Origin of the sequence: Pseudomonas sp. ICMP 3272 (assembly GCF_001466905.1) — a bacterium.
Classification (GTDB): domain Bacteria; phylum Pseudomonadota; class Gammaproteobacteria; order Pseudomonadales; family Pseudomonadaceae; genus Aquipseudomonas; species Aquipseudomonas amygdali.
The window spans coordinates 153,100-176,233 of sequence record NZ_LKEK01000108.1 but is presented as its reverse complement, the minus strand read 5'-3'; the positions used below and the strand labels follow the sequence as shown (position 1 = coordinate 176,233).

Annotated in this window: 18 protein-coding genes and 1 other RNA gene; 12 read left to right on the top strand and 7 right to left on the bottom strand. The window is 59.6% G+C overall.

The window, feature by feature from the left end; genetic code table 11:
- Positions 1–3: 3 nt before the first annotated feature.
- The 4 genes from smc (at position 4) to AO068_RS25065 (ending at position 9,282) form a co-directional block, all read left to right on the top strand.
- Positions 4–3,492: a chromosome segregation protein SMC gene (smc, locus tag AO068_RS25080; protein WP_058409761.1), complete on the top strand. Its 3,489-nt coding sequence runs from the start codon at positions 4–6 to the stop codon at positions 3,490–3,492.
- A 250-nt stretch (positions 3,493–3,742) separates the two neighbouring features.
- Positions 3,743–4,612 (top strand): cell division protein ZipA, encoded by an 870-nt coding sequence (gene zipA / locus AO068_RS25075; RefSeq protein ID WP_004665852.1) that lies wholly within the window; start codon positions 3,743–3,745, stop codon positions 4,610–4,612.
- A gap of 129 nt (positions 4,613–4,741) precedes the next feature.
- Positions 4,742–7,105 (top strand): NAD-dependent DNA ligase LigA, encoded by a 2,364-nt coding sequence (gene ligA, locus AO068_RS25070; RefSeq protein WP_058409760.1) that lies wholly within the window; start codon positions 4,742–4,744, stop codon positions 7,103–7,105.
- 1,013 nt (positions 7,106–8,118) lie between these two features.
- Positions 8,119–9,282: a zinc-binding metallopeptidase family protein gene (locus AO068_RS25065; RefSeq protein ID WP_005731470.1), complete on the top strand. Its 1,164-nt coding sequence runs from the start codon at positions 8,119–8,121 to the stop codon at positions 9,280–9,282.
- A gap of 52 nt (positions 9,283–9,334) precedes the next feature.
- Here the strand turns inward: AO068_RS25065 and AO068_RS25060 are convergent, their stop codons facing one another.
- Positions 9,335–9,823, bottom strand: coding sequence for a GNAT family N-acetyltransferase (locus AO068_RS25060; protein WP_058409759.1), 489 nt, complete (start codon positions 9,821–9,823; stop codon positions 9,335–9,337).
- Positions 9,824–10,049: 226 nt separating this feature from the next.
- On the opposite strand from AO068_RS25060, the gene ffs reads away from it, so the two are divergent.
- Both ffs and AO068_RS25055 read left to right on the top strand, forming a co-directional pair.
- An RNA gene (gene ffs, locus AO068_RS26265) (signal recognition particle sRNA small type) lies at positions 10,050–10,146 on the top strand.
- 303 nt (positions 10,147–10,449) lie between these two features.
- Positions 10,450–11,574: a mechanosensitive ion channel family protein gene (locus tag AO068_RS25055; protein WP_058409758.1), complete on the top strand. Its 1,125-nt coding sequence runs from the start codon at positions 10,450–10,452 to the stop codon at positions 11,572–11,574.
- 17 nt (positions 11,575–11,591) lie between these two features.
- Here the strand turns inward: AO068_RS25055 and acpA are convergent, their stop codons facing one another.
- Complete coding sequence (acpA, locus tag AO068_RS25050) at positions 11,592–13,277, bottom strand: acid phosphatase (protein WP_058409757.1); 1,686 nt, start codon at positions 13,275–13,277, stop codon at positions 11,592–11,594.
- A gap of 93 nt (positions 13,278–13,370) precedes the next feature.
- Positions 13,371–14,156: a substrate-binding periplasmic protein gene (locus AO068_RS25045; protein ID WP_058409756.1), complete on the bottom strand. Its 786-nt coding sequence runs from the start codon at positions 14,154–14,156 to the stop codon at positions 13,371–13,373.
- Positions 14,157–14,265: 109 nt separating this feature from the next.
- Between AO068_RS25045 and dnaX the strand changes: the two genes are divergently transcribed.
- The 4 genes from dnaX (at position 14,266) to pdxB (ending at position 18,514) form a co-directional block, all read left to right on the top strand.
- Positions 14,266–16,479: a DNA polymerase III subunit gamma/tau gene (dnaX, locus tag AO068_RS25040; RefSeq protein WP_058409755.1), complete on the top strand. Its 2,214-nt coding sequence runs from the start codon at positions 14,266–14,268 to the stop codon at positions 16,477–16,479.
- Between the two features lie 61 nt (positions 16,480–16,540).
- Positions 16,541–16,867 carry a YbaB/EbfC family nucleoid-associated protein gene (locus tag AO068_RS25035; RefSeq protein WP_002552818.1) on the top strand — a complete coding sequence of 109 codons (327 nt, stop codon included), beginning with the start codon at positions 16,541–16,543 and terminating at the stop codon, positions 16,865–16,867.
- Between the two features lie 156 nt (positions 16,868–17,023).
- Positions 17,024–17,278 carry a sulfurtransferase TusA gene (tusA, locus tag AO068_RS25030; protein ID WP_058401984.1) on the top strand — a complete coding sequence of 85 codons (255 nt, stop codon included), beginning with the start codon at positions 17,024–17,026 and terminating at the stop codon, positions 17,276–17,278.
- Between the two features lie 93 nt (positions 17,279–17,371).
- A complete protein-coding gene (gene pdxB / locus AO068_RS25025) occupies positions 17,372–18,514 on the top strand; it encodes a 4-phosphoerythronate dehydrogenase PdxB (protein ID WP_058409754.1) in 1,143 nt (380 codons plus the stop codon).
- A 72-nt stretch (positions 18,515–18,586) separates the two neighbouring features.
- Here pdxB and AO068_RS29090 read toward each other — a convergent pair whose 3' ends face one another.
- Positions 18,587–18,757: a PA1571 family protein gene (locus AO068_RS29090; protein ID WP_002552821.1), complete on the bottom strand. Its 171-nt coding sequence runs from the start codon at positions 18,755–18,757 to the stop codon at positions 18,587–18,589.
- Positions 18,758–19,038: 281 nt separating this feature from the next.
- Here AO068_RS29090 and AO068_RS25015 point away from each other — a divergent pair, with 281 nt between their 5' ends.
- Positions 19,039–20,808, top strand: a complete 1,770-nt coding sequence (locus AO068_RS25015; protein ID WP_058409753.1) for an ABC transporter transmembrane domain-containing protein — start codon at positions 19,039–19,041, stop codon at positions 20,806–20,808.
- A 63-nt stretch (positions 20,809–20,871) separates the two neighbouring features.
- Here the strand turns inward: AO068_RS25015 and ppnP are convergent, their stop codons facing one another.
- Positions 20,872–21,153, bottom strand: coding sequence for a pyrimidine/purine nucleoside phosphorylase (ppnP, locus tag AO068_RS25010; RefSeq protein WP_004658419.1), 282 nt, complete (start codon positions 21,151–21,153; stop codon positions 20,872–20,874).
- Between the two features lie 112 nt (positions 21,154–21,265).
- A complete protein-coding gene (locus AO068_RS25005; RefSeq protein ID WP_005744336.1) occupies positions 21,266–21,808 on the bottom strand; it encodes an exonuclease domain-containing protein in 543 nt (180 codons plus the stop codon).
- A gap of 249 nt (positions 21,809–22,057) precedes the next feature.
- Between AO068_RS25005 and AO068_RS25000 the strand changes: the two genes are divergently transcribed.
- Complete coding sequence (locus AO068_RS25000) at positions 22,058–22,894, top strand: substrate-binding periplasmic protein (protein ID WP_058409752.1); 837 nt, start codon at positions 22,058–22,060, stop codon at positions 22,892–22,894.
- Between the two features lie 36 nt (positions 22,895–22,930).
- Here the strand turns inward: AO068_RS25000 and AO068_RS26260 are convergent, their stop codons facing one another.
- Positions 22,931–23,098, bottom strand: coding sequence for a DUF2897 family protein (locus AO068_RS26260; RefSeq protein WP_002552826.1), 168 nt, complete (start codon positions 23,096–23,098; stop codon positions 22,931–22,933).
- Positions 23,099–23,134 lie beyond the last annotated feature (36 nt).

The window sequence follows — 23,134 nt, the reverse complement described above, 5'->3', positions numbered from 1 at the left end:
GCCATGCGCCTGAAGTGCATCAAGCTGGCAGGGTTCAAGTCGTTCGTCGATCCCACCACGGTGAACTTCCCCAGTAACATGGCGGCCGTTGTCGGTCCCAATGGCTGTGGCAAATCCAACATCATCGACGCCGTGCGCTGGGTCATGGGCGAAAGCTCGGCCAAGAACCTGCGCGGCGAGTCGATGACCGACGTCATCTTCAATGGCTCCACCAGCCGCAAACCGGTCAGCCAGGCGAGTATCGAGCTGGTGTTCGATAACTCCGACGGCACGCTGGTCGGCGAGTACGCGGCGTATGCGGAAATCTCCATTCGCCGCAAAGTGACCCGCGACAGCCAGAACAGCTACTACCTCAACGGCACCAAATGCCGCCGTCGCGACATTACCGACATCTTCCTTGGCACCGGCCTGGGGCCACGCAGCTATTCGATCATCGAGCAGGGCATGATCTCCAAGCTGATCGAAGCCAAGCCTGAAGACCTGCGCAACTTTATTGAAGAAGCCGCCGGGATCTCCAAATACAAGGAGCGACGTCGGGAAACCGAAAACCGTATTCGCCGCACCCACGAGAACCTGGCGCGCCTGACTGACCTTCGGGAAGAACTCGAGCGTCAGCTGGAGCGTCTGCACCGACAGGCTCAGGCCGCCGAGAAGTATCAGGAATACAAGGCCGAAGAACGCCAGTTGAAGGCGCAACTGTCGGCTCTGCGCTGGCAGGCGTTGAATGATCTGGTGGGGCAGCGCGAGGCAGTGATCGGCAATCAGGAGATCGGTTTTGAAGCGCTGGTGGCTGATCAGCGCAGCGCCGATGCCAGCATCGAAAGGCTGCGCGACGGCCATCATGATCTGTCCGAACGCTTCAACCTGGTGCAGGGCCGTTTTTATTCGGTCGGTGGCGACATTGCTCGCGTCGAGCAGAGCATCCAGCACGGTCAGCAGCGGCTGCGCCAATTGCAGGACGACCTGCGCGAAGCCGAACGCGCCCGCCAGGAAACCGAATCCCATCTTGGCCACGACACCACCTTGCTTGCCACCCTGGGCGAAGAGCTGCAGATGCTTGAGCCCGAGCAGGAAATGACCAGCGCGGCCGCCGAAGAATCGGCCATTGCCCTGGAAGACGCCGAAGCGGCCATGCAGGGCTGGCAGGAGAAGTGGGACGTCTTCAATCAGCAATCCGCCGAGCCACAGCGCCAGGCGCAGGTCCAGCAGTCGCGCATTCAGCAACTTGAACAAAGCATCGAACGCCTGGCCGAACGCCAGCGGCGTCTGGCCGAAGAGCGTCAGTTGCTGGCCGCCGACCCTGAGGATGCGGCCATTCTGGAACTGAGCGAAGACCTCGCCACCCGTGACATGACCCTTGAGGAGCTGCACGCGGGCGAGGAGCAGGCGGTAGAGCGTCTGGAGCAACTGCGTGAAGCTTTGCAGCAGGCCAGTCAGGCGCAACAGCAGGCGCAGGGCGAGCTGCAACGTCTCAACGGGCGTTTGGCTTCCCTGGAAGCGCTGCAGCAGGCCGCGCTTGACCCGGACACCGGCACCGCCGAATGGCTGCGCGATCAGCAACTGGCCGAACGCCCGCGTCTGGCCGAGGGGCTGAGTGTCGAAGCGGGCTGGGAGCTGGCCGTGGAGACCGTGCTCGGCGCGGATTTGCAGGCGGTGCTGGTGGATGACTTCGACGCGCTTGATCTGGCGAACTTCCAGCAGGGTGATCTGCGCTTGCTCAGCGCCGGTGCCGATACGGTACGGGTGCCTGGCAGCCTGCTGGAGAAAGTGGACAGTACGGTTGATCTGTCCGCCTGGCTGGGCCAGGTGATTCCGGTCGAGGATCTGGACGAAGCGCTGGCGCGACGTGCGCAACTCAGCGCCGGACAAAGCCTGATCAGCCGTGACGGCTATTGGGTCGGGCGGCACTTTTTACGTGTGCGACGTGCCAGCGAGGCGCAGAGTGGCGTGCTGGCGCGGGGGCAGGAATTACAACGGCTGGGCCTGGAGCGTGATGAGCGCGAAGCGACGCTGGCTACGCTTGAAGAGCAATTGCTGGTGCTGCGCGAGCAACAGTCGCAGGAGGAAGAAGCCCGCGAGCAACTGCGCCGCCGCGTGCAGGACGAAACCCGTCAGCAAAGCGAACTTAAAGCGCAACTGTCGGCGGTCAGGGTGAAGGTCGAGCAGTTGACCCTGCGTCGTACTCGTCTGGACGAAGAACTGGCCGAGCTGGGCGAGCAACGCGCTGTCGAGCACGAGCACCTCGGCGAATCGCGCCTGCAATTGCAGGATGCACTGGACAGCATGGCGCAGGATACCGAACAGCGCGAAGTGCTTCAGGCGCAGCGTGATGCGCTGCGCGAGCGTCTGGATAGGATTCGTCAGGATGCGCGGCAGCATAAGGATCACAGTCATCAACTGGCGGTGCGTCTGGGCTCGCTCAAGGCGCAGTACGATTCGACGCGTCAGGCGCTGGAGCGCCTGCGCATGCAGTCCGAAAGGCTGACCGAAAAACGCGAGCAACTGAGTCTGAATCTGGAGGAGGGCGAGGCACCGCTTGAAGAACTGCGCCTCAAGCTTGAAGAGCTGCTGGAGCGGCGCATGGTGGTCGATGATGAAATGCGCATCGCCAAGAACGCCCTCGAAGACGCTGACCGCGAACTGCGTGAAGCCGAAAAGCGCCGGACCCAGGCTGAGCAGCAATCGCAGCTGTTGCGCGGCCAGCTTGAGCAGCAACGCCTGGAATGGCAGTCGCTGACGGTGCGCCGCACGGCGTTGCAGGACCAATTGCATGAGGACGGCTACGACCTGCACGGCGTGCTCGCCACGTTGACCCCCGAGGCCAGCGAGCAGGCCGCCGAGCAGCAACTGGAGAGCATCGCCGGGCGTATTCAGCGTCTGGGAGCGATCAACCTTGCCGCCATTGACGAGTACCAGCAGCAATCCGAACGCAAGCGTTATCTGGATGCGCAGGATGCTGATCTGGTGGAAGCACTCGACACTCTGGAAAACGTCATCCGCAAGATCGATAAAGAAACCCGAAACCGCTTCAAAGATACCTTCGATCAGATAAATAGCGGGATTCAGGCACTTTTCCCAAAAGTTTTCGGTGGTGGCTCCGCTTATTTGGAACTGACGGGCGAAGATTTACTCGATACAGGGGTGACAATCATGGCGCGCCCTCCCGGCAAGAAGAACAGCACCATTCATCTGCTGTCGGGTGGGGAAAAAGCCTTGACTGCACTGGCGCTGGTTTTTGCCATTTTCAAACTCAATCCTGCGCCGTTTTGCATGCTTGATGAGGTGGATGCGCCGCTGGATGACGCCAACGTGGGTCGCTATGCGCGGTTGGTGAAAGAAATGTCACAAACTGTTCAGTTCATCTACATCACCCACAACAAGATCGCCATGGAAATGGCTGACCAATTGATGGGGGTGACGATGCATGAACCAGGCTGTTCGCGGCTGGTAGCGGTGGATGTAGAGCAGGCGATGGCGCTTGTGGATGCCTGAGTTCTGGCTTGATTCAGTCGGGAAATCGTTGCGCAAGGGCCCGAAAATTTGACGTTTGTGTGATAGATGGCACTTTGGGCGGCGAAGAGACGTAACAGACGGTGTAAAGTTACCTTTGGTCGTGCTAGTTTAGTGACCACTTTTTATTTTCGCGTGGGCAAATTGCCAGTCAGAACATAGACTTGGCACCACGTATTAAAGGGGTTTAGGCCCTTATTTTCAGATTTCTTCATTAGAGGCACTGGATTACATGGAAATCGGTCTGCGCGAGTGGCTGATCGTCATCGGCATAATAGTCATTGCCGGTATTCTTTTTGATGGCTGGCGCCGTATGCGCGGCAGCAAAGGTAAATTGAAATTCAGGCTGGATCGAAGCTTCTCCAATCTTCCGGATGAGGAGGAAACCACGTCGGCCGAAGTGCTCGGGCCGCCCCGTGTGCTGGATACCCACAAGGAGCCGCAGCTCGATGAGCATGATTTGCCGTCGATGAGCGCCAGCCCGCGTGAGGGCAAGCGCAGCAACAGTGACAAGCGTGGCAACAGCGACAAGAAGCGCAAGGATGAACCGCAGCAGGGTGACCTGAATCTGGATCTGGACGGCCCGAGCCTGTTCACCGGGCGTGACGATGACTTCCCGGACGACAAGCCGGCCCAGCGCATCACCGAAGACAAGGACCTGCCTCCGGTAGAGGAAGTGCTGGTCATCAGCGTGATCTCGCGCAGCGAAGGCGGTTTCAAGGGCCCGGCGCTGTTGCAGAACATTCTGGAAAGCGGCCTGCGTTTTGGCGAGATGGATATTTTCCATCGTCACGAAAGCATGGCAGGTAACGGCGAAGTGCTGTTCTCGATGGCCAATGCGGTCAAGCCCGGCGTGTTCGATCTGGACGATATCGACCATTTCAGCACCCGTGCCGTGAGCTTCTTCCTTGGTTTGCCAGGCCCGCGTCATCCCAAGCAGGCCTTCGACGTCATGGTTGCCGCAGCCCGCAAGCTGGCCCATGAACTGGATGGCGAGCTGAAAGATGACCAGCGCAGTGTCATGACCGCGCAAACCATCGAGCATTACCGTCAGCGCATCGTTGAATTCGAGCGCCGTGCATTGACCCAGCGTCGCGGTTAAGCGAATCCTTGTCCACTTCCCGATCAAGAGCATGCTCCGGCGCGCTTTTTCGGGGATTGGGCTTGAACAGAACAGAGCCAACAGATTGAGCAGCCTCGGCTGCTCTTTTGCTTTTTGAGAGAACACCGTATGAAGGCCGTCGAAACCCGAATCCTGGAACTGCGTGCAGAGCTGGATGAGCACAACTACCGCTATCACGTTCTGGATGAGCCCAGCATCCCGGATGTCGAGTACGACCGCCTGTTTCACGAACTCAAGGCCCTTGAGGCAGAAAACCCGCATCTGGTCACGCCGGATTCGCCGACGCAGCGGGTTGGCAGCGCCGCTTTGTCGGCGTTCACTCAGGTTCGGCACGAAATGCCGATGCTCAGTCTGGGCAACGCTTTCGAAGAAAACGACATGCTCGAGTTTGACCGGCGCGTAACCGAAGGGCTGGATTTGCCTGCCGGGGACCTGTTTGGCGCGGGCAGCAAGGTGCAGTACAGCTGCGAGCCCAAGCTGGACGGTCTGGCAGTCAGCCTGCTGTATCGCGACGGTGCGCTGGTACGCGGTGCGACGCGTGGGGACGGGACCACCGGCGAGGACATCAGCGTCAATGTGCGCACCGTGCGCAACATCCCGCTCAAGCTGAAAGGCAAGGGCTGGCCGGATGTGCTGGAAGTGCGCGGCGAAGTGTTCATGTCCAAGGCAGGTTTCGAGCGGCTCAACGCCAGCCAGCTGGAAATCGGCGGCAAAACCTTCGCCAACCCGCGCAATGCAGCGGCGGGCAGCCTGCGCCAGCTGGACTCGAAAATCACTGCCAATCGTCCGCTGGAATTCTGCTGCTATGGCCTGGGGCAGACTTCGGCGGAAATCGCCGACACTCACATCGGCGTGCTTGAAACGTTGAAAAAATGGGGCATGCCGGTCAGCCGCGAGCTGAAACTGGCGAATGGCGTCGAGGAGTGTCTGGCCTATTACCGCGATATCGGTGAGCGACGCTTGGCGCTGACTTACGAGATCGACGGCGTGGTGTTCAAGGTCAACAACCTGGCAGCGCAGCGCGAACTGGGCTTTCGCGCCCGTGAGCCGCGCTGGGCGATTGCCCACAAATTCCCCGCCATGGAAGAACTGACCGAACTGCTGGATGTCGAGTTCCAGGTAGGCCGCACGGGCGCAGTAACGCCGGTCGCGCGCCTCAAGCCGGTCAAGGTGGCTGGCGTCATGGTCGCCAACGCCACGCTGCACAACATGGATGAAGTGGCGCGGCTCGGCCTGATGATTGGCGACACGGTGATCATCCGCCGCGCCGGTGACGTGATTCCTCAGGTGGTGCAGGTGGTTGCCGAGCGCCGCCCCGAGAATGCCAGGGCGGTGCAGGTTCCACAGACCTGCCCGGTGTGCGGCTCGCATGTCGAGCGCACGCAGTTGATCAAGCGTAGCAAGGGCAAGGAAACCGTCACCGAAGGCGCGGTGTATCGCTGCGTCGGGCGTCTGGCCTGCGGTGCGCAACTCAAGCAGGCGATCATCCACTATGTGTCACGTCGTGCGATGGACATCGAAGGGCTTGGCGACAAGACCATCGAGCAACTGGTCGATGAAAAACTCATCGGCTCGCCTGCCGATCTGTACAAGCTGAAATACGAACAGATCATCGACCTCGAAGGCTTTGCCGAAATTTCCAGCAACAAGCTGCTCAAGGCGATTGCCGACAGCCGGCAGCCGACCCTGGCGCGCTTCATCTATGCCCTGGGCATTCCCGATGTGGGCGAGGAGACGGCCAAGGTGCTGGCGCGCTCGCTGGCGTCTCTGGAGCGCGTCAAACAGGCCTTGCCGGAGGTGTTGACTTACCTGCCGGATGTCGGTCTGGAAGTTGCCTACGAAATTCACAGTTTCTTCGAAGACGAGCACAACCGTAACGTCATTGATGCGCTGTTGGGCGAATGCGGACTGCAATTGCAGGATCAGGGCGAGCTGGGTGCCGAATTTGCGGCCAGCACTACGCTCGAAGGGCTGATCGACAAACTGCACATTCCGTCGGTAGGGCCGGGCGCTGCACAGAAACTGGCTGACAGGTTCGGCACGCTGGAGGCCATCATCAGCGCCGATTGGCTGGACATGCGTCAGACGCTGCCGGAGAAACAGGCCAAGTCGGTCCGCGATTTCTTCGACGACAGCGCACATGCCGAGCGCGCCCGCGCCATAGAAGCCCAGCTCAAAGACTTCGGCATGCACTGGCGCAGCGAGAAAAAAACCGTCGAAGGCCTGCCGCTGGCTGGGCAGACCTGGGTGCTGACGGGTTCGCTGGAGCGCATGAGTCGCGACGTCGCCAAGGAAAAACTCGAAAGCCTTGGTGCCAAAGTCTCCGGCTCGGTCTCGGCCAAGACCCACACCGTGGTTGCAGGCCCCGGTGCAGGCTCGAAACTGACCAAGGCCAACGAGCTGGGGCTGACCGTACTGGACGAAGATGCGCTGCTCAAGCGCCTGACCGAACTGGGCGTGGCGGTTGACTGAGGCAGGCCGACGCTCCACTTGATTATCGTGCGCTCCGCGTCGCATGCCGTTCTGGACGCTCTGCGTCCGGTCTTGAATGTGATGGTGCGGCGTAGATCTGTGACGCAGAGCGTCACGCACTGCATTCCCACGCTGGAGCGTGCGGAACGATAATCCCAACTACCGTGCGACGCTCTGCGCCGGCATTCCTGTTCTGGAGAGTGTGGAACGATGACCTCAACTATCGTGCGACGCTCCGCGTCGCATGCCGTTCTGGACGCTCTGCGTCCGGTCTTGAATGTGATGGTGCGGCGTAGATCTGTGACGCAGAGCGTCACGCACTGCATTCCCACGCTGGAGCGTGCGGAACGATAATCCCAACTACCGTGCGACGCTCTGCGCCGGCATTCCTGTTCTGGAGAGTGTGGAACGATGACCTCAACTATCGTGCGACGCTCCGCGTCGCATGCCGTTCTGGACGCTCTGCGTCCGGTCTTGAGTGTGATGGTGTGGCGTAGATCTGTGACGCAGAGCGTCACGCACGACATTCCCACGCTGGAGCGTGCGGAACGATAATCCCAACTACCGTGCGATGCTCTGCTTAGGCATTTGATCATCGTGCGACGCTCCGCGTCGCATGCCGTTCTGGACGCTCTGCGTCCGGTCTTGAATGTGATGGTGCGGCGTAGATCTGTGACGCAGAGCGTCACGCACGGCATTCCCACGCAGGAGCGTGCGGAACGATAATCTCTACTACCGTGCAGATGCTCTGCTTAGGCATGTCTTGATCATCGTGCGACGCTCCGCCTCGCATGCCGTTCTGGACGCTCTGCGTCCGATCTTGAGTGTGATGGTGCGGCGTAGATCTGTGACCACGCTGGAGCGTGCGGAACGATAATCCCAACTACCGTGCGACGCACCGTTTTCGCCCATGCAAACGCCGTCGACGCTATCCGTCCCCGCCGTTCGATAATATTTTGAACCCCTGAAGCTTAGGCATGATCTAGTCCATGCAAGGCCAACGGGAGATCGCCATGTATCGCTTTTTCGAGCAATTGAGTTCACGCATTACCGCCCCATTTGTCGGCGAATCCAAACGTAACAGCAAGGTCTGGCAGTGCACATGCGGCCAGTCGGTGTTTTTCCCCAATTCCCAATGCCTGGCCTGTTCGGCTGCGCTGGGTTACCTGCCCGAGCAGGGTCGCGTGGCTACGCTTGAAGCAGGGCCTGAGCCTACCTGGCGCCTGAGCGACGAACCGGGTGCGGGTCTGTATCGGCGTTGCGCTAACCTCGATACCCCGGCAGCCTGTAACTGGCTGTTTCCGGAGCACAACGCCGGTGAGTTCTGCGTTGCGTGCAGCCTCAATCGCACCATTCCCGACCTGTCCATCGCCGAAAACGGTGAGCGCTGGCGCAAGGTCGAGACCGCCAAGCGTCGTCTGGTTGCGCAGCTGATTTCCCTGGGGCTGCAGGTCATCCCCAAGAGCGTCGATGAAGAAGCCGGCCTGGCCTTTGACTTTGTCGGTGTCGATCTGGAAGGCAAGCTGCCGACCACTGGCCACGCCAATGGCCTGATTACCCTTAACATCGAGGAAGCCGACGACGCTCACCGCGAAGCGATGCGCGTGCAGATGCACGAACCCTACCGCACCTTGCTCGGCCATTTCCGCCATGAAGTCGGCCACTATTACTGGGATCGGCTCATCGCCAATACCCACTGGCAGGACGGCTGCCGCAATCTGTTCGGCGACGAGCGCGCCAGCTACGCCGATGCGCTTGATCACCACTATAAAAACGGCGCGCCCGACAACTGGCAGGAAAGCTTTGTCAGTGCTTACGCCACCATGCACCCGTGGGAAGACTGGGCCGAAACCTGGGCTCACTACCTGCACATGATGGACGCGGTCGACACTGCCCTGGGTTTTGGCATGAGCGCCCGCGACATGGAGCTGGACTACCAGCCATTCCCGCTGGAAGTGCTCTACGATCCACAGCACCCAGGCGGCCCGGCGTTCCTGTCGTTCGTCAACGCCTGGATCGAACTGGCCAGCATGCTCAACGAGCTGTCACGCAGCATGGGCCAGCCGGACTTCTATCCGTTCGTGCTGCCTCCGGCGGTAATCGCCAAACTGCACTTCATCCACCTGGTGATTCAGGATGCGGGTGGCAAGGCAGACGAGGTGTTGCAGGCTCAGTAACCCAGGCAGCGTCTGACATCGCTGGATGTCAGGCGCGTGCTCAAACTTCGTATCAAAGTGTCAGCACCAGCCTGCGCTCAAAACCGATCCTTCCGCGGTAAGCCTCTCCGGTGTCCACCCAGCCCTGACCTGCATAAAGCCCGATAGCAGCGCTATTGTCTGCATCGACCGAGAGCATCAAATGCGTGATGTCTGGCCACTTCAGGCGCAGCGCCGCAGGCAATGCCTGCAAGCACGCCTTGCCTAACCCCTTGCCCTGTTCGCGGTGATCGATCTGCAACGCATGCAGCGTCGCAGCCAGCGTCTCCTGAGCCCAGTTCGGTAGACAGTCCCCGCGCTTGAGCAGGAAAAAACCCACCGGTTTATCGTCGCCCAGAAGCACAAAGCCGCAAACATTCGGGTTGGGGTTGACCAGCAGAGTATTGAGCGCGGTGTAAATATCGCCGGAGAACTGCATCTGCTCCTGCGTCACTTCAAGGTGTTCGAGCTGTTGACGTTGAGAGGCGTTGAGATCGTGGTAGCCGACCAATCGAGTCTGCATGAGCAACCTGCTGGCTGATTATTATTGAGGCGGGCAGGGTACAGGATCGAATGAGGGTGTTTCGAGGATTTGTCACACCGACGGCCGATGCAGCTTTGCGTTTCAGCCCCGGCACACAAGTGCTTGAGCCCCCTCGAAATTTTTATCCGAACCAACGGTTGTAAACTCACGCCAGACCGGTACAATGGCGCGGCTCGCCAACTGGTGAGTGTCGTTATGGTGACCCCATCGGTCCCCCCGCAACGATTACCCGTGAACCTGGTCAGATCCGGAAGGAAGCAGCCACAGCGGGAACATTGTGTGCCGGGGTGTGGCTGGTGGGGGCACCACCTTAACGAATCCTTAGTCGGCCCTCGACGCAGTTGCACTGAAATCTCCACATCCCCGATTACCTCCCAACCGTCTCCGTATGCCGAGTGCGTTAGCTGTTCCTGCGCCTGTATGCCATGCCCGATGTGAAAGCTGCTGGTAATGCGATCCGAATTCGTCTGAACCCTCGGCGTCATGTGCCACCTAACCCCTTACGCGTCGCTTGAAACCGTTTTACGGCAAGGGGCAATTCAAGTCGCTGCGGGTGTCACGGGCTTTTCGGTCAGGCGTCTCGTAGCAGTGGAGCCGGGGGCCGGATGGAACAGGACATCATCAGATTTTTCACAGACTCGCAATTTCTGGGCATTTCGCTCGCCAACTGGATACTCGCTGTGTTCGCCTCGACCATGAGTTTTATTCTGGTCAGGGGGGTTATCGGTTTTGTGCTCCGAAAGATGCGCTCGCGGCCTGATTCGCCCAGCACGCATATGCGCTACATCGTGGTGCAGGTGCTGTCGGGCACCAGCAATACACTGTTACTGCTGGCTTCGATTCTGATCGGGGTGGGCATGCTCGATCTACCGGAGCGCTGGCTTGGGCGGGTCAGCAGTCTGTGGTTCGTGGTTGCTGCATTGCAGGTCGGGTTGTGGGCTAACCGGGCAATTGCGCTCGCGCTGCAGCGCTACTTTGTACGTCACAACGCTGGCGGCACCTATCAGGGCAGTGCGCTGGCAACGTTGAGTCTGTGGGGCGCGAAGGTGTTGCTGTGGGCCACGGTGGTCATGGCGATGTTGTCGAACGTCGGGGTCAACATCACCGCGTTTGTCGCCAGCCTCGGGGTGGGCGGTATTGCGGTTGCGCTGGCGGTGCAGAACATTCTGGGTGATGTGTTTGCCTCACTCTCCATTGCAGTGGACAAGCCTTTTGAAGTGGGCGATTTCATTGTGGTTGGCGCGCTGTCCGGTACGGTCGAACATGTCGGTCTGAAGACCACGCGCATCCGCAGCCTGGGCGGCGAGCAGATCGTGATGGCCAACGCCGACATGATCAACAACACCATTCAGAACTACAAACGCTTGCAGGAGCGGCGGATTGTCTTCGAATTCAGGCTGACCTATGACTGTTCCGTCGATCAGATACGGGAAGTGCCAAAGAAAGTAGAAGCGATCATCAACGCGCAGAAACTCGCCCGTTTCGACCGCTCGCATTTCCGTGGTTTTGGCGAAACGTCACTGGAGTTCGAGACCGTCTTTATCGTTCTCGACCCCAGCTACAACGTTTATATGGATGTGCAGCAGGCGATCAATCTGGACATCATGGAAGCCTTCGCCGAACTGGATGTGCGTTTCGCGTTTCCGTCCCGCACGGTGTATGTGGCGTCCTTGCCACCGGTCAAGACGTCGCGTCCGACTGCACTGGAGGCAGCCGACGCGAGTACCTGAGCCCTACAGCGACGGAATCAGGCAGGAAAGTGCAATGCGTTGGTCAGGTCGCCCATGGGGGCCTGGCCGCGCGCGATCATGGCGTCGTCGCGGCGCTTCAGCCCGTCGAGCTTTTCCAGGCCGTGAACACGGGTAATCAGGCGCAGAATCGAGGCCGTGTCGTAAACCGTGTGGTCGACCTTGCCTTTGCGGGCGAAGGGTGAAATGACCAGCGCCGGAATACGCGTGCCGGGGCCGAAGCGGTCGCCTTTGGGCGGTGCGACGTGGTCCCACCAGCCGCCGTTCTCGTCCACAGTCACGACGATCACCATGTTGTCCCACTGCGGGCTCTTGCGCAGGACCTTGATCACCCGGTCTATGTGTCGGTCACCCGCAGCCACGTCGGCATAACCGGCGTGCATGTTCAGGTTGCCCTGAGGTTTGTAGAAGGTCACGGCGGGCAACTTGCCCGCTTCGGCATCGGCGAGGAAGCGGTTGGTGCTCGACTCGTCACCCAGGCCGCCGTCACGCAGACGTTTTTTGCGTTCTTCAGGGTTTTGCGGGCCCTGTTGCTTGAAGTAGTTGAACGGCTGGTGATGGTATTGAAAGTTAGGGATTTTCGGGATTCCCGTGGAGTCCTTGAACTCGTCCAGCGTCACTTGCCAGGCCCCTGCGTACCAGGCCCAGTCGACATTTCTTTTCGACAGTTTGTCGCCGATGTGTTCGTGGCTTTGCGGAACCAGCACGTTGGGCAGATCCGGTTTCGAGTAATCAGGGTTCTGCGGGTCGCGCAGCCAGGTTGGCCAGTAGGGCGGGGCCATGGTGTTGACGGCGTAGTTGTCCGGGGTAATGGCGCTGGGACCGAACTGCGGTGGCCCCTCCATCGCGCTGGCAGGCGACTTGTCCAGCGGCTTGAGGCGCGGGTCCTGCGGGTTGAAGCTCTGCAGGGTCGCGATCTGCGATTTGGCCGGAGACTCGGCAGCGTTAGGGTAAATCGGCGCGGTGGCTGAAATCAGGTACTGGTGGTTGAGGAACGAGCCGCCAAATGCACCCTGAAAAAAGTTGTCGCACAGCACGAATTCCGAGGCAACGTCCCACAGGCGTAGCGAGTACTGAGTCTGTGCGTAGTTGCCCATGGTCAGTCCGCCGGCGTCGGCCCAGGCGACGAATCGATCATTGCGACCGTCGTTGATCTGCATCTGATTCTGATAGAAAACGTGCCACAGGTCGCGAGTGACCAGACTCAGCGGCAGGTCTTCGCCGTTCGGCCCCTTGAGCGGGAAGGGGGCGTTGGGCAGGTCTTTCTGAAACTGCTCGCCTGCCGGGTAGGTCACGCCGTCAACGGTTTGCGGCCCGACCTGTAACACACCACCCCAGGCGGGCGGCAGTTTGGACAATAGCGTGCCGTCGCGGTCGCGCTGTTCATAGTCGGAAGGTCTGAGCGAGGAGAGTGGCTTCTGGACCCCGGGGAAATCGCCGAACAGGTTATTGAAGCTGCGGTTCTCGGCGTAGATCACCACAATAGTCTTCACGTTTTCGCGCAAGGCCCGGTCCAGCGCAGGCCCGGCAAGGTGATGATGCTTGTCGTTGTCGGCGGGCGGTTTCTCGTGGGCCGACACGTAGCTGCTCAGCGTGACGCCTGCGCCCAGGGCAGCCATCCCGCCCAGAAAACGACGGCGGCTGGGGTTGTTGTTGGTGTCTTCGTCGTCTGATCTGTCGCTCATCGCCAAATACTCGCGCTGGTTAATGTATTACCAAAGATTTCAGGCGAGCGTAACGACGGAATATGACGCTATTGCTACACCGCAGATGAAGGGTCACGGGGGCGTGGGCGCGGTGTAGTGATCGATGATTTGCTGAATCTCGCCTGACAGGCGCATTTGCACCAGTGTGCGCAGGATTTTACCTGTCGGCAGCTCGGGGGTGTTGCGTATCAGGCAGGCCGCAGGCTGCTCTGCGACCAGCGATATGGGCTTCAGCTTTTTGCCGACAGGCAGGTTTCGATTGGTCCATTCGAGGATCAACTGGTTGGTCACGGCGTAGTTGTAGCGTCCAGCCATCAGCTTGCCGAGCGTCTGGTTCTGCGTGCGTGCGTCTTCACGTATCAGTTGATGATTATCAAAAAGGTGCTGCAGGGCAGGGTAGTTATAGCCTAGTACCGTGCCGACGGTTTCATTGTCGAACTGCTCTGGGTATGGGCCCGCAGCCGTTTCGGCTGAAGCGACCAGCCAGTCGCGTTGATAGAGAATCGGCAGGCTCCAGAGGTAATCCCCGGACAGATCGGGATACCACGCCTGTGAGCTGTAGCAATGCATGTCTACTTCACCGCGCTCAAGCGCCGACTGGATGCGCAGGCGCGGCATCACGTGGTACGTGGCTTCGAGGCCGACATGGTGCGCAACGCTTTGCATGATGTCGAACAGGATGCCGGATTCGGGCCGAAAGTCGGTGATATGCATCATCGGCATGGTCCAGCCTTCGTTGACCGCGAAGTCCAGAGTAGCTTTGGCCGCGCTGACGGTCTGCGTCGACAGCAATAGCATGCACGCCACGGCTGCACGAGGTAGCCGAGGCTCTGCAAACGTCCGTTTAAAGCGCGTCATTGGATTCATTTGCTCAGCTTAGCCACAATAGAGACGCACACCAGATGCAATTTTGCCCCTGCTCGGCTAGCATTGGCGGTCTTCCGCTTACCAGTTGCGACGGTTTTAAATGAGTTATCAGGTTCTTGCACGTAAATGGCGTCCGCGCTCGTTCCGCGAAATGGTCGGCCAGGCTCATGTGTTGAAGGCCCTGATCAACGCGCTGGACAGCCAACGCCTGCACCATGCCTATTTGTTCACCGGCACGCGGGGCGTCGGCAAGACTACTATTGCGCGGATCATCGCCAAGTGCCTGAACTGCGAAACCGGCATTACCTCTACGCCCTGTGGCACTTGCTCGGTGTGCAAAGAGATCGATGAAGGTCGTTTCGTCGACCTGATCGAGATCGACGCCGCCAGCCGCACCAAGGTCGAAGACACGCGCGAACTGCTGGATAACGTGCAATACGCGCCAAGTCGCGGTCGCTTCAAGGTCTACCTGATCGACGAAGTGCACATGCTCTCCAGCCACTCGTTCAACGCCTTGCTCAAGACGCTTGAAGAGCCGCCGCCCTACGTCAAGTTCATCCTCGCTACCACCGATCCGCAGAAGCTGCCCGCGACCATTCTGTCGCGTTGCCTGCAGTTCTCGCTGAAAAACATGACGCCCGAACGTGTGGTCGAACACCTGACCCACGTACTGGGCGTCGAGAATGTGCCGTTCGAAGACGATGCGCTGTGGCTGCTCGGGCGCGCTGCCGACGGTTCGATGCGTGACGCGATGAGTTTGACCGATCAGGCCATTGCCTTTGGTGAAGGCAAGGTCATGGCTGCCGATGTGCGCGCCATGCTCGGCACGCTGGATCACGGTCAGGTGTTCGATGTGCTGACTGCGTTGTTGGAAGGCGACGCTCGCGGTGTGCTGGAAGCGGTGCGTCACCTGGCCGAGCAGGGGCCTGACTGGAACGGCGTGCTCTCGGAGATTCTCAATGTTCTGCACCGCGTGGCGATTGCCCAGGCGTTGCCGGAAGGCGTCGACAACGGGCACGGCGACCGCGACCGGGTGTTGGCGCTGGCCCAGGCATTGCCTGCCGAAGACGTGCAGTTTTATTACCAGATGGGTCTGATTGGTCGTCGTGACTTGCCGCTGGCCCCGGATCCGCGTGGCGGTTTCGAGATGGTCCTGCTGCGCATGCTGGCATTCCGCCCGGCCGATAACGACGATGCGCCGAGGCAACCGCTAAAGCCGGTGGGGATCAGCCAGGCCACGGTTGATTCCCGAAAAGCAGTGGCCGATGCGACACCTGTTGCATCGGTAGCTCCCGCAGTTTCAATAGCACCGGTTATGGCTGCGCCCGATCCGGCCTTCGAAGCGCTGCCGCCAGCCGCCGCCCCGATGCCGACCTCTGCTGCACGAGCTGAGCCCGCAGCACAGCCAGAATCACAGCCGCAAGCACAGCCCGAGCCGGTCGAAGAAGTCGATCTGCCGTGGAATGAGCCAAAGGCACCGGTTGCCGAAAAAAACGCTGAATCCGCACCTGACACTGGCACTGTTGCAGAACCGGTAGCCGAGCCGGTTCTGGAGACTGTCTCCGAACAGCCAGACCTCACCCCAATGCCGACGCCTGCGCCCGCCAGCCCAGTGCCAGATGCGCCGGAGGCGGAACCTGCGCAGCCGGTTGCCGAGCAGCAGGTTACACCGGCGATGCTTGAAGCTATCCCTGATTCCGCCTATCTGTCCATGAATCCGGATTCGATGTCTTCGAATTCCGGCCCAATGGGCCGCGATGACGAGCCGCCAGCGGATGACGATTACGTCGAGCCGGATATCGACATCGACCCGGCGTCCTACAGCTATCTGGATGAACTGGCCCACGAGAGCGTCGTCGAGCTTGAAGCGGTCGAGCCCGAGCCCGCTCCGGCCGCCAAACCAGCCACCGGCCTTGCTGCCGACTGGCTGGAGGTATTCCCCAAACTGCCGATCTCCGGCATGACCGGCAGCATTGCCGCCAACTGCACCTTGATGGCGGTCGATGGCGATAAATGGCTGCTGCACCTGGACCCGGCGCACAGCGCCCTGTTCAACTCAACCCAGCAGCGCCGCCTGAACGATGCGTTGAACCAGTATCATGGGCGCACGATCAATCTGAGTATCGAGCTGATCAAACCCGAGCAGGAAACCCCTGCCCAGGCTGCTTCGCGACTGCGTGCCGAGCGTCAGCGTCAGGCCGAAGCCTCGATCCAGGCCGACCCGTATATCCAGCAGATGCTGCAGCAGTTTGGCGCTGTTATCCGGGAAGATACGATCCAGCCTGTGGACGCGCCTGCGGTGCAGACTCAATAACTGAAGACAGGGCGCCATTGGCGCCGCGTAAACGAACCATCCATTTTCGAGGAGATATCCCATGATGAAAGGTGGCATGGCTGGCCTGATGAAGCAGGCGCAGCAAATGCAGGAAAAAATGGCCAAGATGCAGGAAGAACTGGCCAACGCGGAAGTCACCGGTCAATCGGGCGCGGGCCTGGTGAGCGTTGTGATGACCGGTCGTCACGACGTCAAGCGCATCAACCTGGATGACAGCCTGATGCAGGAAGACAAGGAAGTGCTGGAAGACCTGATCGCCGCCGCCGTCAACGACGCCGTGCGCAAGATCGAGCAAGCCAGCCAGGACAAGACCGCTTCCATGACCGCAGGTATGCAATTGCCACCGGGCATGAAACTGCCGTTCTGACGGTCGCTTGGGTCACGATCAATGCCAGGCCATGTGCCTGGCATTTTTCTGTCTGCTGTCTGGCCGCACGCCGCCGTTCGGCTTCAGGACAACCATCAGTATTTGGCCTGACCGACTGAATTGAGCGACAATCGTCACCCGCTTCTGGAGTGCCCCATGTCTGAGCCCATTGAAAACCTCACCGTCGACGCCGTGCTGGACGCTGTCGGGCTGTTCTGCCCGGAACCGGTGATGATGCTGCATCAAAAGGTGCGTGACCTGCCTGCGGGCGGCCTGCTCAAGGTGATTGCGACCGATCCTTCCACGCGCCGTGATATTCCGAAATTCTGTGTTTTTCTTGGGCATGAGCTGGTTGCGGAGCAGGCCGAAGAGGGCACATTCCTGTACTGGATACGCAAAAAGTCCGATTGATTGATTGTTACATCGCTGCAACCCGCGCCGGTTCACGACGCACCTGTTCCCACTGGGGACCGGTCCCTGTTCGCCAGACCCAGAGAGTCTTCCATGCGCATTGTTGCTGACGAAAATATTCCCCTGCTCGACGCTTTTTTCGCTCATTTCGGTGAGATTCATCGCTTGCCGGGACGCGCCATAGATCGCGCTGCGGTGGCGAACGCCGACATCCTGCTGGTGCGCTCCGTGACACCCGTAACCCGTGAGCTGCTCGAAGGCAGCCCGGTGCGGTTTGTCGGTACCTGCACCATCGGCACCGATCATCTGGATCTGGACGGGTTTCAGCAAGCTGGTATCCAGTGGGCCAGCGCACCGGGCTGCAATGCACGCGGTGTGGTGGATTACGTGCTCGGCAGCCTGCTGACCCTGGCGGAAATCGAAGGCGTCGACCTCGCGCAACGTACTTACGGTGTGGTCGGTGCAGGGCAGGTGGGTGGTCGTCTGGTCGCTGTCTTGAAGGCGCTGGGCTGGAACGTACTGGTCTGCGATCCGCCACGCGAGTCTGCTGAAGGCGGTGACTTCGTCAGCCTTGACGAGATTCTGCAGCGCTGTGACGTCATCAGCCTGCACACGCCGTTGAGCAAGACCGGGGCGTTAGCCACCTGGCACCTGCTCGACGAAGCCCGTTTGCGCCAACTCAGGCAGGGTGCGTGGCTGATCAATGCCAGTCGTGGTGCCGTGGTGGACAACACAGCGCTGCACGACGTGCTGCTTGAGCGTGAAGACCTGCAAGCCGTGCTGGATGTGTGGGAAGGCGAGCCGCAGGTCAACGTTGCGCTGGCCGACTTGTGCGTTCTGGGTACGCCGCATATCGCCGGTTACAGCCTTGATGGCAGGCAGCGGGGCACTGCGCAGATCTATCAGGCGCTGTGTGCCTTTCTGGGGCAGCCTGCGGTGATAAAACTGGACGATCTGCTACCCAAACCCTGGCTGGCGCAGGTCAGCCTCGATGCTGACAGCGATCCGGTCTGGGCACTGAACATGCTGTGCCGTGGCGTGTACGACCCACGGCGTGACGATGCAGATTTTCGGCGCAGTCTGACCGGCGACACTGCCAGCCAGCGCTTGGCCTTCGATGCGTTGCGCAAGCATTACCCGCCACGTCGGGAAATCGAAGGGCTGAAGGTCCGCGTAGAAGGTGAGTCCGGGGAGCTGGCGCAACTCGTGCGGGCACTGGGGGCGGTACTGGTCTGATCGTCCGGTAAACGCGGGGCATAAAAAACCCGACTCAGGGTCGGGTTTCAAGGCATTTGGCACGGTTCGGTTTTATTTTTCCGGGGTTACCCAGTTCTTGTCGCATTCCTGGCAGGCAGCCTGAACCATTGCTTCAGTGATCAGGACTTCTTGCCCATGCTCGTCGAGAATTGCACCGCCAACCGGCAGATTGGGCGTGGCTCGAACGACTGGAACTTCGTTGCTGCGCTCTTGCAGGCTCATGGTGTTTCTCCTTTCATCAGGTAACGGCGTTAAATTAACCGCGCTTGATGACCGGTCCGTGACAGGTGCTGTCAGCCGCTCAAACGCGTTCCCAGTGCAACAGAAATGATGCGAATCTGCCAGTAGACGCTTAGATCGATGTCTTATAGCGGCCCCTGTAAAGCAGTCATAACCTGACCTTTGAAGCCGGGCGCAAGTTCATTCGAAATGATGCACAGCGCGCCATGCATGACAGGTGTAGGCTTCGCCATTCAGAAAGATCGGGCAAACAGGCAGGCTTCATGATTTCACTGATTACGCGACGTCACCGCCAGGCCCTTCGCCTGGCTGCGAGTTTCATTGCGCCGTATCGCTGGCAAGCGTTCGGAGCATTGTTGGCACTGGTCATTACTGCGGGCATCACCTTGTCGATCGGCCAGGGCATCAAGCTGATGGTCGATCAGGGCTTCATGACCCGCTCGCCGCAGTTGCTCGAGCGCTCGATCGGCTTTTTCATGCTGCTGACGGTCGGCCTGGCCATCGGAACGTTCGCCCGCTTTTATCTGGTGTCATGGATCGGCGAGCGCGTGGTCGCCGACCTGCGCAAGAAAGTATTCGATCACCTGATAGAGCTGCATCCGGGCTTTTACGAGAACAATCGCAGTTCGGAAATCCAGTCGCGGCTGACCGCCGATACCACGTTGTTGCAGTCGGTGATCGGCTCGTCACTGTCGATGTTCCTGCGCAACGCACTGATGGTCATTGGCGGCATCGTGCTGTTGTTCATCACCAACCCCAAGCTCACCAGCATCGTGGTGGTGGCGTTGCCGCTGATCATCGCGCCCATCCTCATGTTCGGACGGCGGGTGCGAAACCTGTCGCGCGAGAGCCAGGACAGGGTCGCCAATGTGGGCAGCTACGTGGCCGAGGCGTTGGGGCAGATCAAGACGGTGCAAGCCTACAACCATCAGCAACAGGATAAGCAGCGTTTTTCGCATACGGTGGAGCAAGCGTTCGAGACCGCTCGCAAACGGATTTTGCAGCGCTCCTGGCTGATCACGCTGGTGATCGTTCTGGTGCTGGGTGCGGTGGCGGTGATGCTGTGGGTCGGCGGTATGGACGTGATCAGCGGCCGCATATCAAGCGGTGAGCTGGCAGCGTTCGTGTTCTACGCGCTGATGGTCGGTATGGCGTTCGGCACGTTGAGCGAGGTGATTGGCGATTTGCAGCGCGCCGCCGGTGCCGCAGAGAGGATCGGCGAACTGCTTCAGGCACGTAGCGAGATTAGCGTGCCGACCACCGACCTGCAGAGCCTGCCACAGCGCATCAGCGGGCGTCTGGCGCTGGAGAATGTCACCTTCGCCTACCCTTCGCGTCCCGAGCGCAATGCGCTGGATAGCCTGACCCTGAACATCGAGCCCGGTGAAACCCTGGCGCTGGTCGGGCCTTCCGGAGCAGGTAAGTCGACCATCCTCGACCTGCTGCTGCGTTTCTACGACCCGATTCAAGGGCGCATCCTGATCGAGGGCGTGCCGATCGCACAGCTTGATCCGCACGATCTGCGCCGCTGCTTCGCGCTGGTTTCACAATCGCCCGCACTGTTTTTCGGCAGTGTCGAGGACAACATTCGTTACGGTAACGCCACTGCCAGCCTTGAGCAGGTACAGGCAGCAGCGCGTATCGCCCATGCGCATGAGTTCATTCTCGACATGGCCGACGGCTATGGTACGCACCTGGGTGAGGGCGGGGTGGGATTGTCCGGCGGACAGCGGCAGCGTCTGGCGATTGCCCGCGCGTTACTGGTCGATGCGCCGATTCTGCTGCTGGACGAGGCGACAAGTGCGCTGGACGCGCAGAGTGAGCACTTGATTCAGCAAGCCTTGCCAAGCCTGATGCAGGGGCGTACCACGCTGGTTATCGCCCACCGGCTGGCCACGGTGCAGAATGCCGACCGGATTGCCGTCATGGATCAGGGCCGGCTTGTGGCGGTCGGTACCCATCAGCAACTGATCGCCAGCAACCCGCTCTACGCACGTCTGGCGGCGTTGCAGTTCAATGCTGGCGTCGAATAGAAAGGCGCAGTGTAAGCAGGTGTGCGGGCAATGTGGGAGGTCAGGCCCCCCACGTGTTCAGTCTCAGCGGTATTCGCACAGGTAAGCGGTATCAACGCTGACCTTGAGCTGGAACTTGCTGTTGGCCGGGACATTGAACTGGCTGCCGGTGGAGAAAGTTTCCCAGTCGGTACTGTCCGGGAGCTTCACGTTCAGCTCGCCGGAGATCACGTGCATGATTTCCCGTTGCGCTGTACCGAACTCATATTCGCCCGCCGCCATGACACCGATGGTTGCCTGACCGTCGACCTGGCTGAAGGCGATGGATTTGACGGTGCCGTCGAAGTACTCGTTGACCTTGAACATGGGCGATTCCTTTTGAAAGGGCTGGAAATGGCCCGCCAGTATGCCCAACACGGTAAAACTCGTCACGCCCCTTGCAAGTCGATGCTGAACAACTGACGACGTGCAGCGAGATTCAATTAGGCAGTATCAACGGCAAGAGCCGGGCGGTATTGCGCGCATCAACCAGTGCCCGGTGTTGCTGACCTGTGAATTGCATGCCAGCCAGTTGCAGGGCGCTGTTCAGGCCCATCGGCTTTTGCAACTGACGCGCTTGAGCGAATCGCTGTTTGAGGTTGACGTGCGGCATGCTCGACAGTGCGCTGTCGAGGCGATGGTAGCGCCATTCCTCTTCCAGTTGCTGGCGGTCGTAATCCCCCCAGCTGGCCCATCCCAGCACGCGGGCACGGTGATGGCTCAACCAGCGCTCGAACTGAGGCCACACGGTCGTCAGGGGCGCAGCGCTGTCGATACTGCTTTGATTGATATGGGTCAGCTCCCGGCAAAAATGAGTCAGCACAGGCCTGCGTGCGGGTCGTACGAAGCGCTCGAAATGGTCCAGCTCGCGCCCGTCCTGATTGACCAGCGTCGCGCCTATTTCGATGACTTCCATTTCTGCGACCGGCCAGCCACCTTCTTCGGTGGTAGCCTCCAGATCAATCACCAGCCAATGCGGCATCATCAAGCTCCCTTACGATAGTCAATGGCTTCAGCGTAGCCAGATTAGCCTGTTGCGCCCACGCCTGACGCTGCGCCGACAATATCGTTTTTACAACTGCCCTTACAGTGACCGCTGCTAATTGCATTGGTGCCTCACGCGAGTTCATCGCAGCGGTGCACAATAGTAACCACTGTGAGCGATGCTGACGCCGTTGATTTGACAGTTGTTTAAATCATGGAAACCGCATAGCGTGGAGGGCTTTGATTGATGTCGTGTTTTATGAAAAAATTTGCAGTATTAATTGATGGCGTCGCGCGGACGTTCGCCACAGGCCTTCTGCTCTTTGTGCCGTTCATGGCAACGTCCCACGTCTTTGCCGCGCAGGTCGTGCGGGTGGCCGCCGTGCATTTCCCTCCGTATATGGTGCGCCCTGAAAAAGGCGAAGACGCCGGTCTGTTGCCCAAGCTGATCGATGCCCTGAATGCCGAGCAGGACGATTACGAGTTTGTGATGATCCCCACCTCCGTGCCCCGGCGTTTTCGTGACTTCGCGGAAGGGCGTTTCGATGTTGCGATCTTCGAGAACCCTGACTGGGGCTGGAAGGATATTGCGCACGAAACCGTCGATCTGGGCCTTGAAGATGCCGAGGTCTATGTAGCAAGGCGGGTCGAAGGGCGTGATCAGAATTACTTCGATGATCTGTCTGACAAACGTCTGGCGTTGTTCAGTGGTTACCATTATGGATTTGCCAACTTCAATACCGATCAGAAGTACTTGAGTGAGCACTTCAATGTGACCTCCACCTATTCTCACGACAGTAATCTATTGATGGTGGTGCGCAATCGGGCGGATATCGCGCCTGTTACCCGTTCTTATCTGATTGATTTTATGGCACATAACAAAGATGAAGCGGCGCAGTTAATGGTCTCCGAACGCGTTGATCAGATCTACCGTCAATACGCGTTGTTGCGCCCCAATGGCAACATTGATGTTCCACACTTCAAAGCGCTGCTGGAGAAGTTGCGCGCGGACGGCGAGTTGGAGACGATCTTTCAGCCGCTTCATATCAAGGTGCTTTCGGTCAGCGCAGAGATCGGGAAATAGGCAGGGGCAGGTTTTCAGCCTGCCACCCGGACTTATTTAACGGTCCTTGGCTTCCTTGGCGTCCATTTCGGCGTTGCGCTCATGGACGCGCTTGAGTTGTTCTTCGGTGAGGGGCAGTTTCTTGGCTGTATCGCGCAGCATCATAAGACCGCCGACGATCGAGCCGATGGCTACGAGCAGAATTAACCAGGCATACCAGGGCATAGCGCTCTCCTTGTTGTGATACCGGTTTGAGCAGCG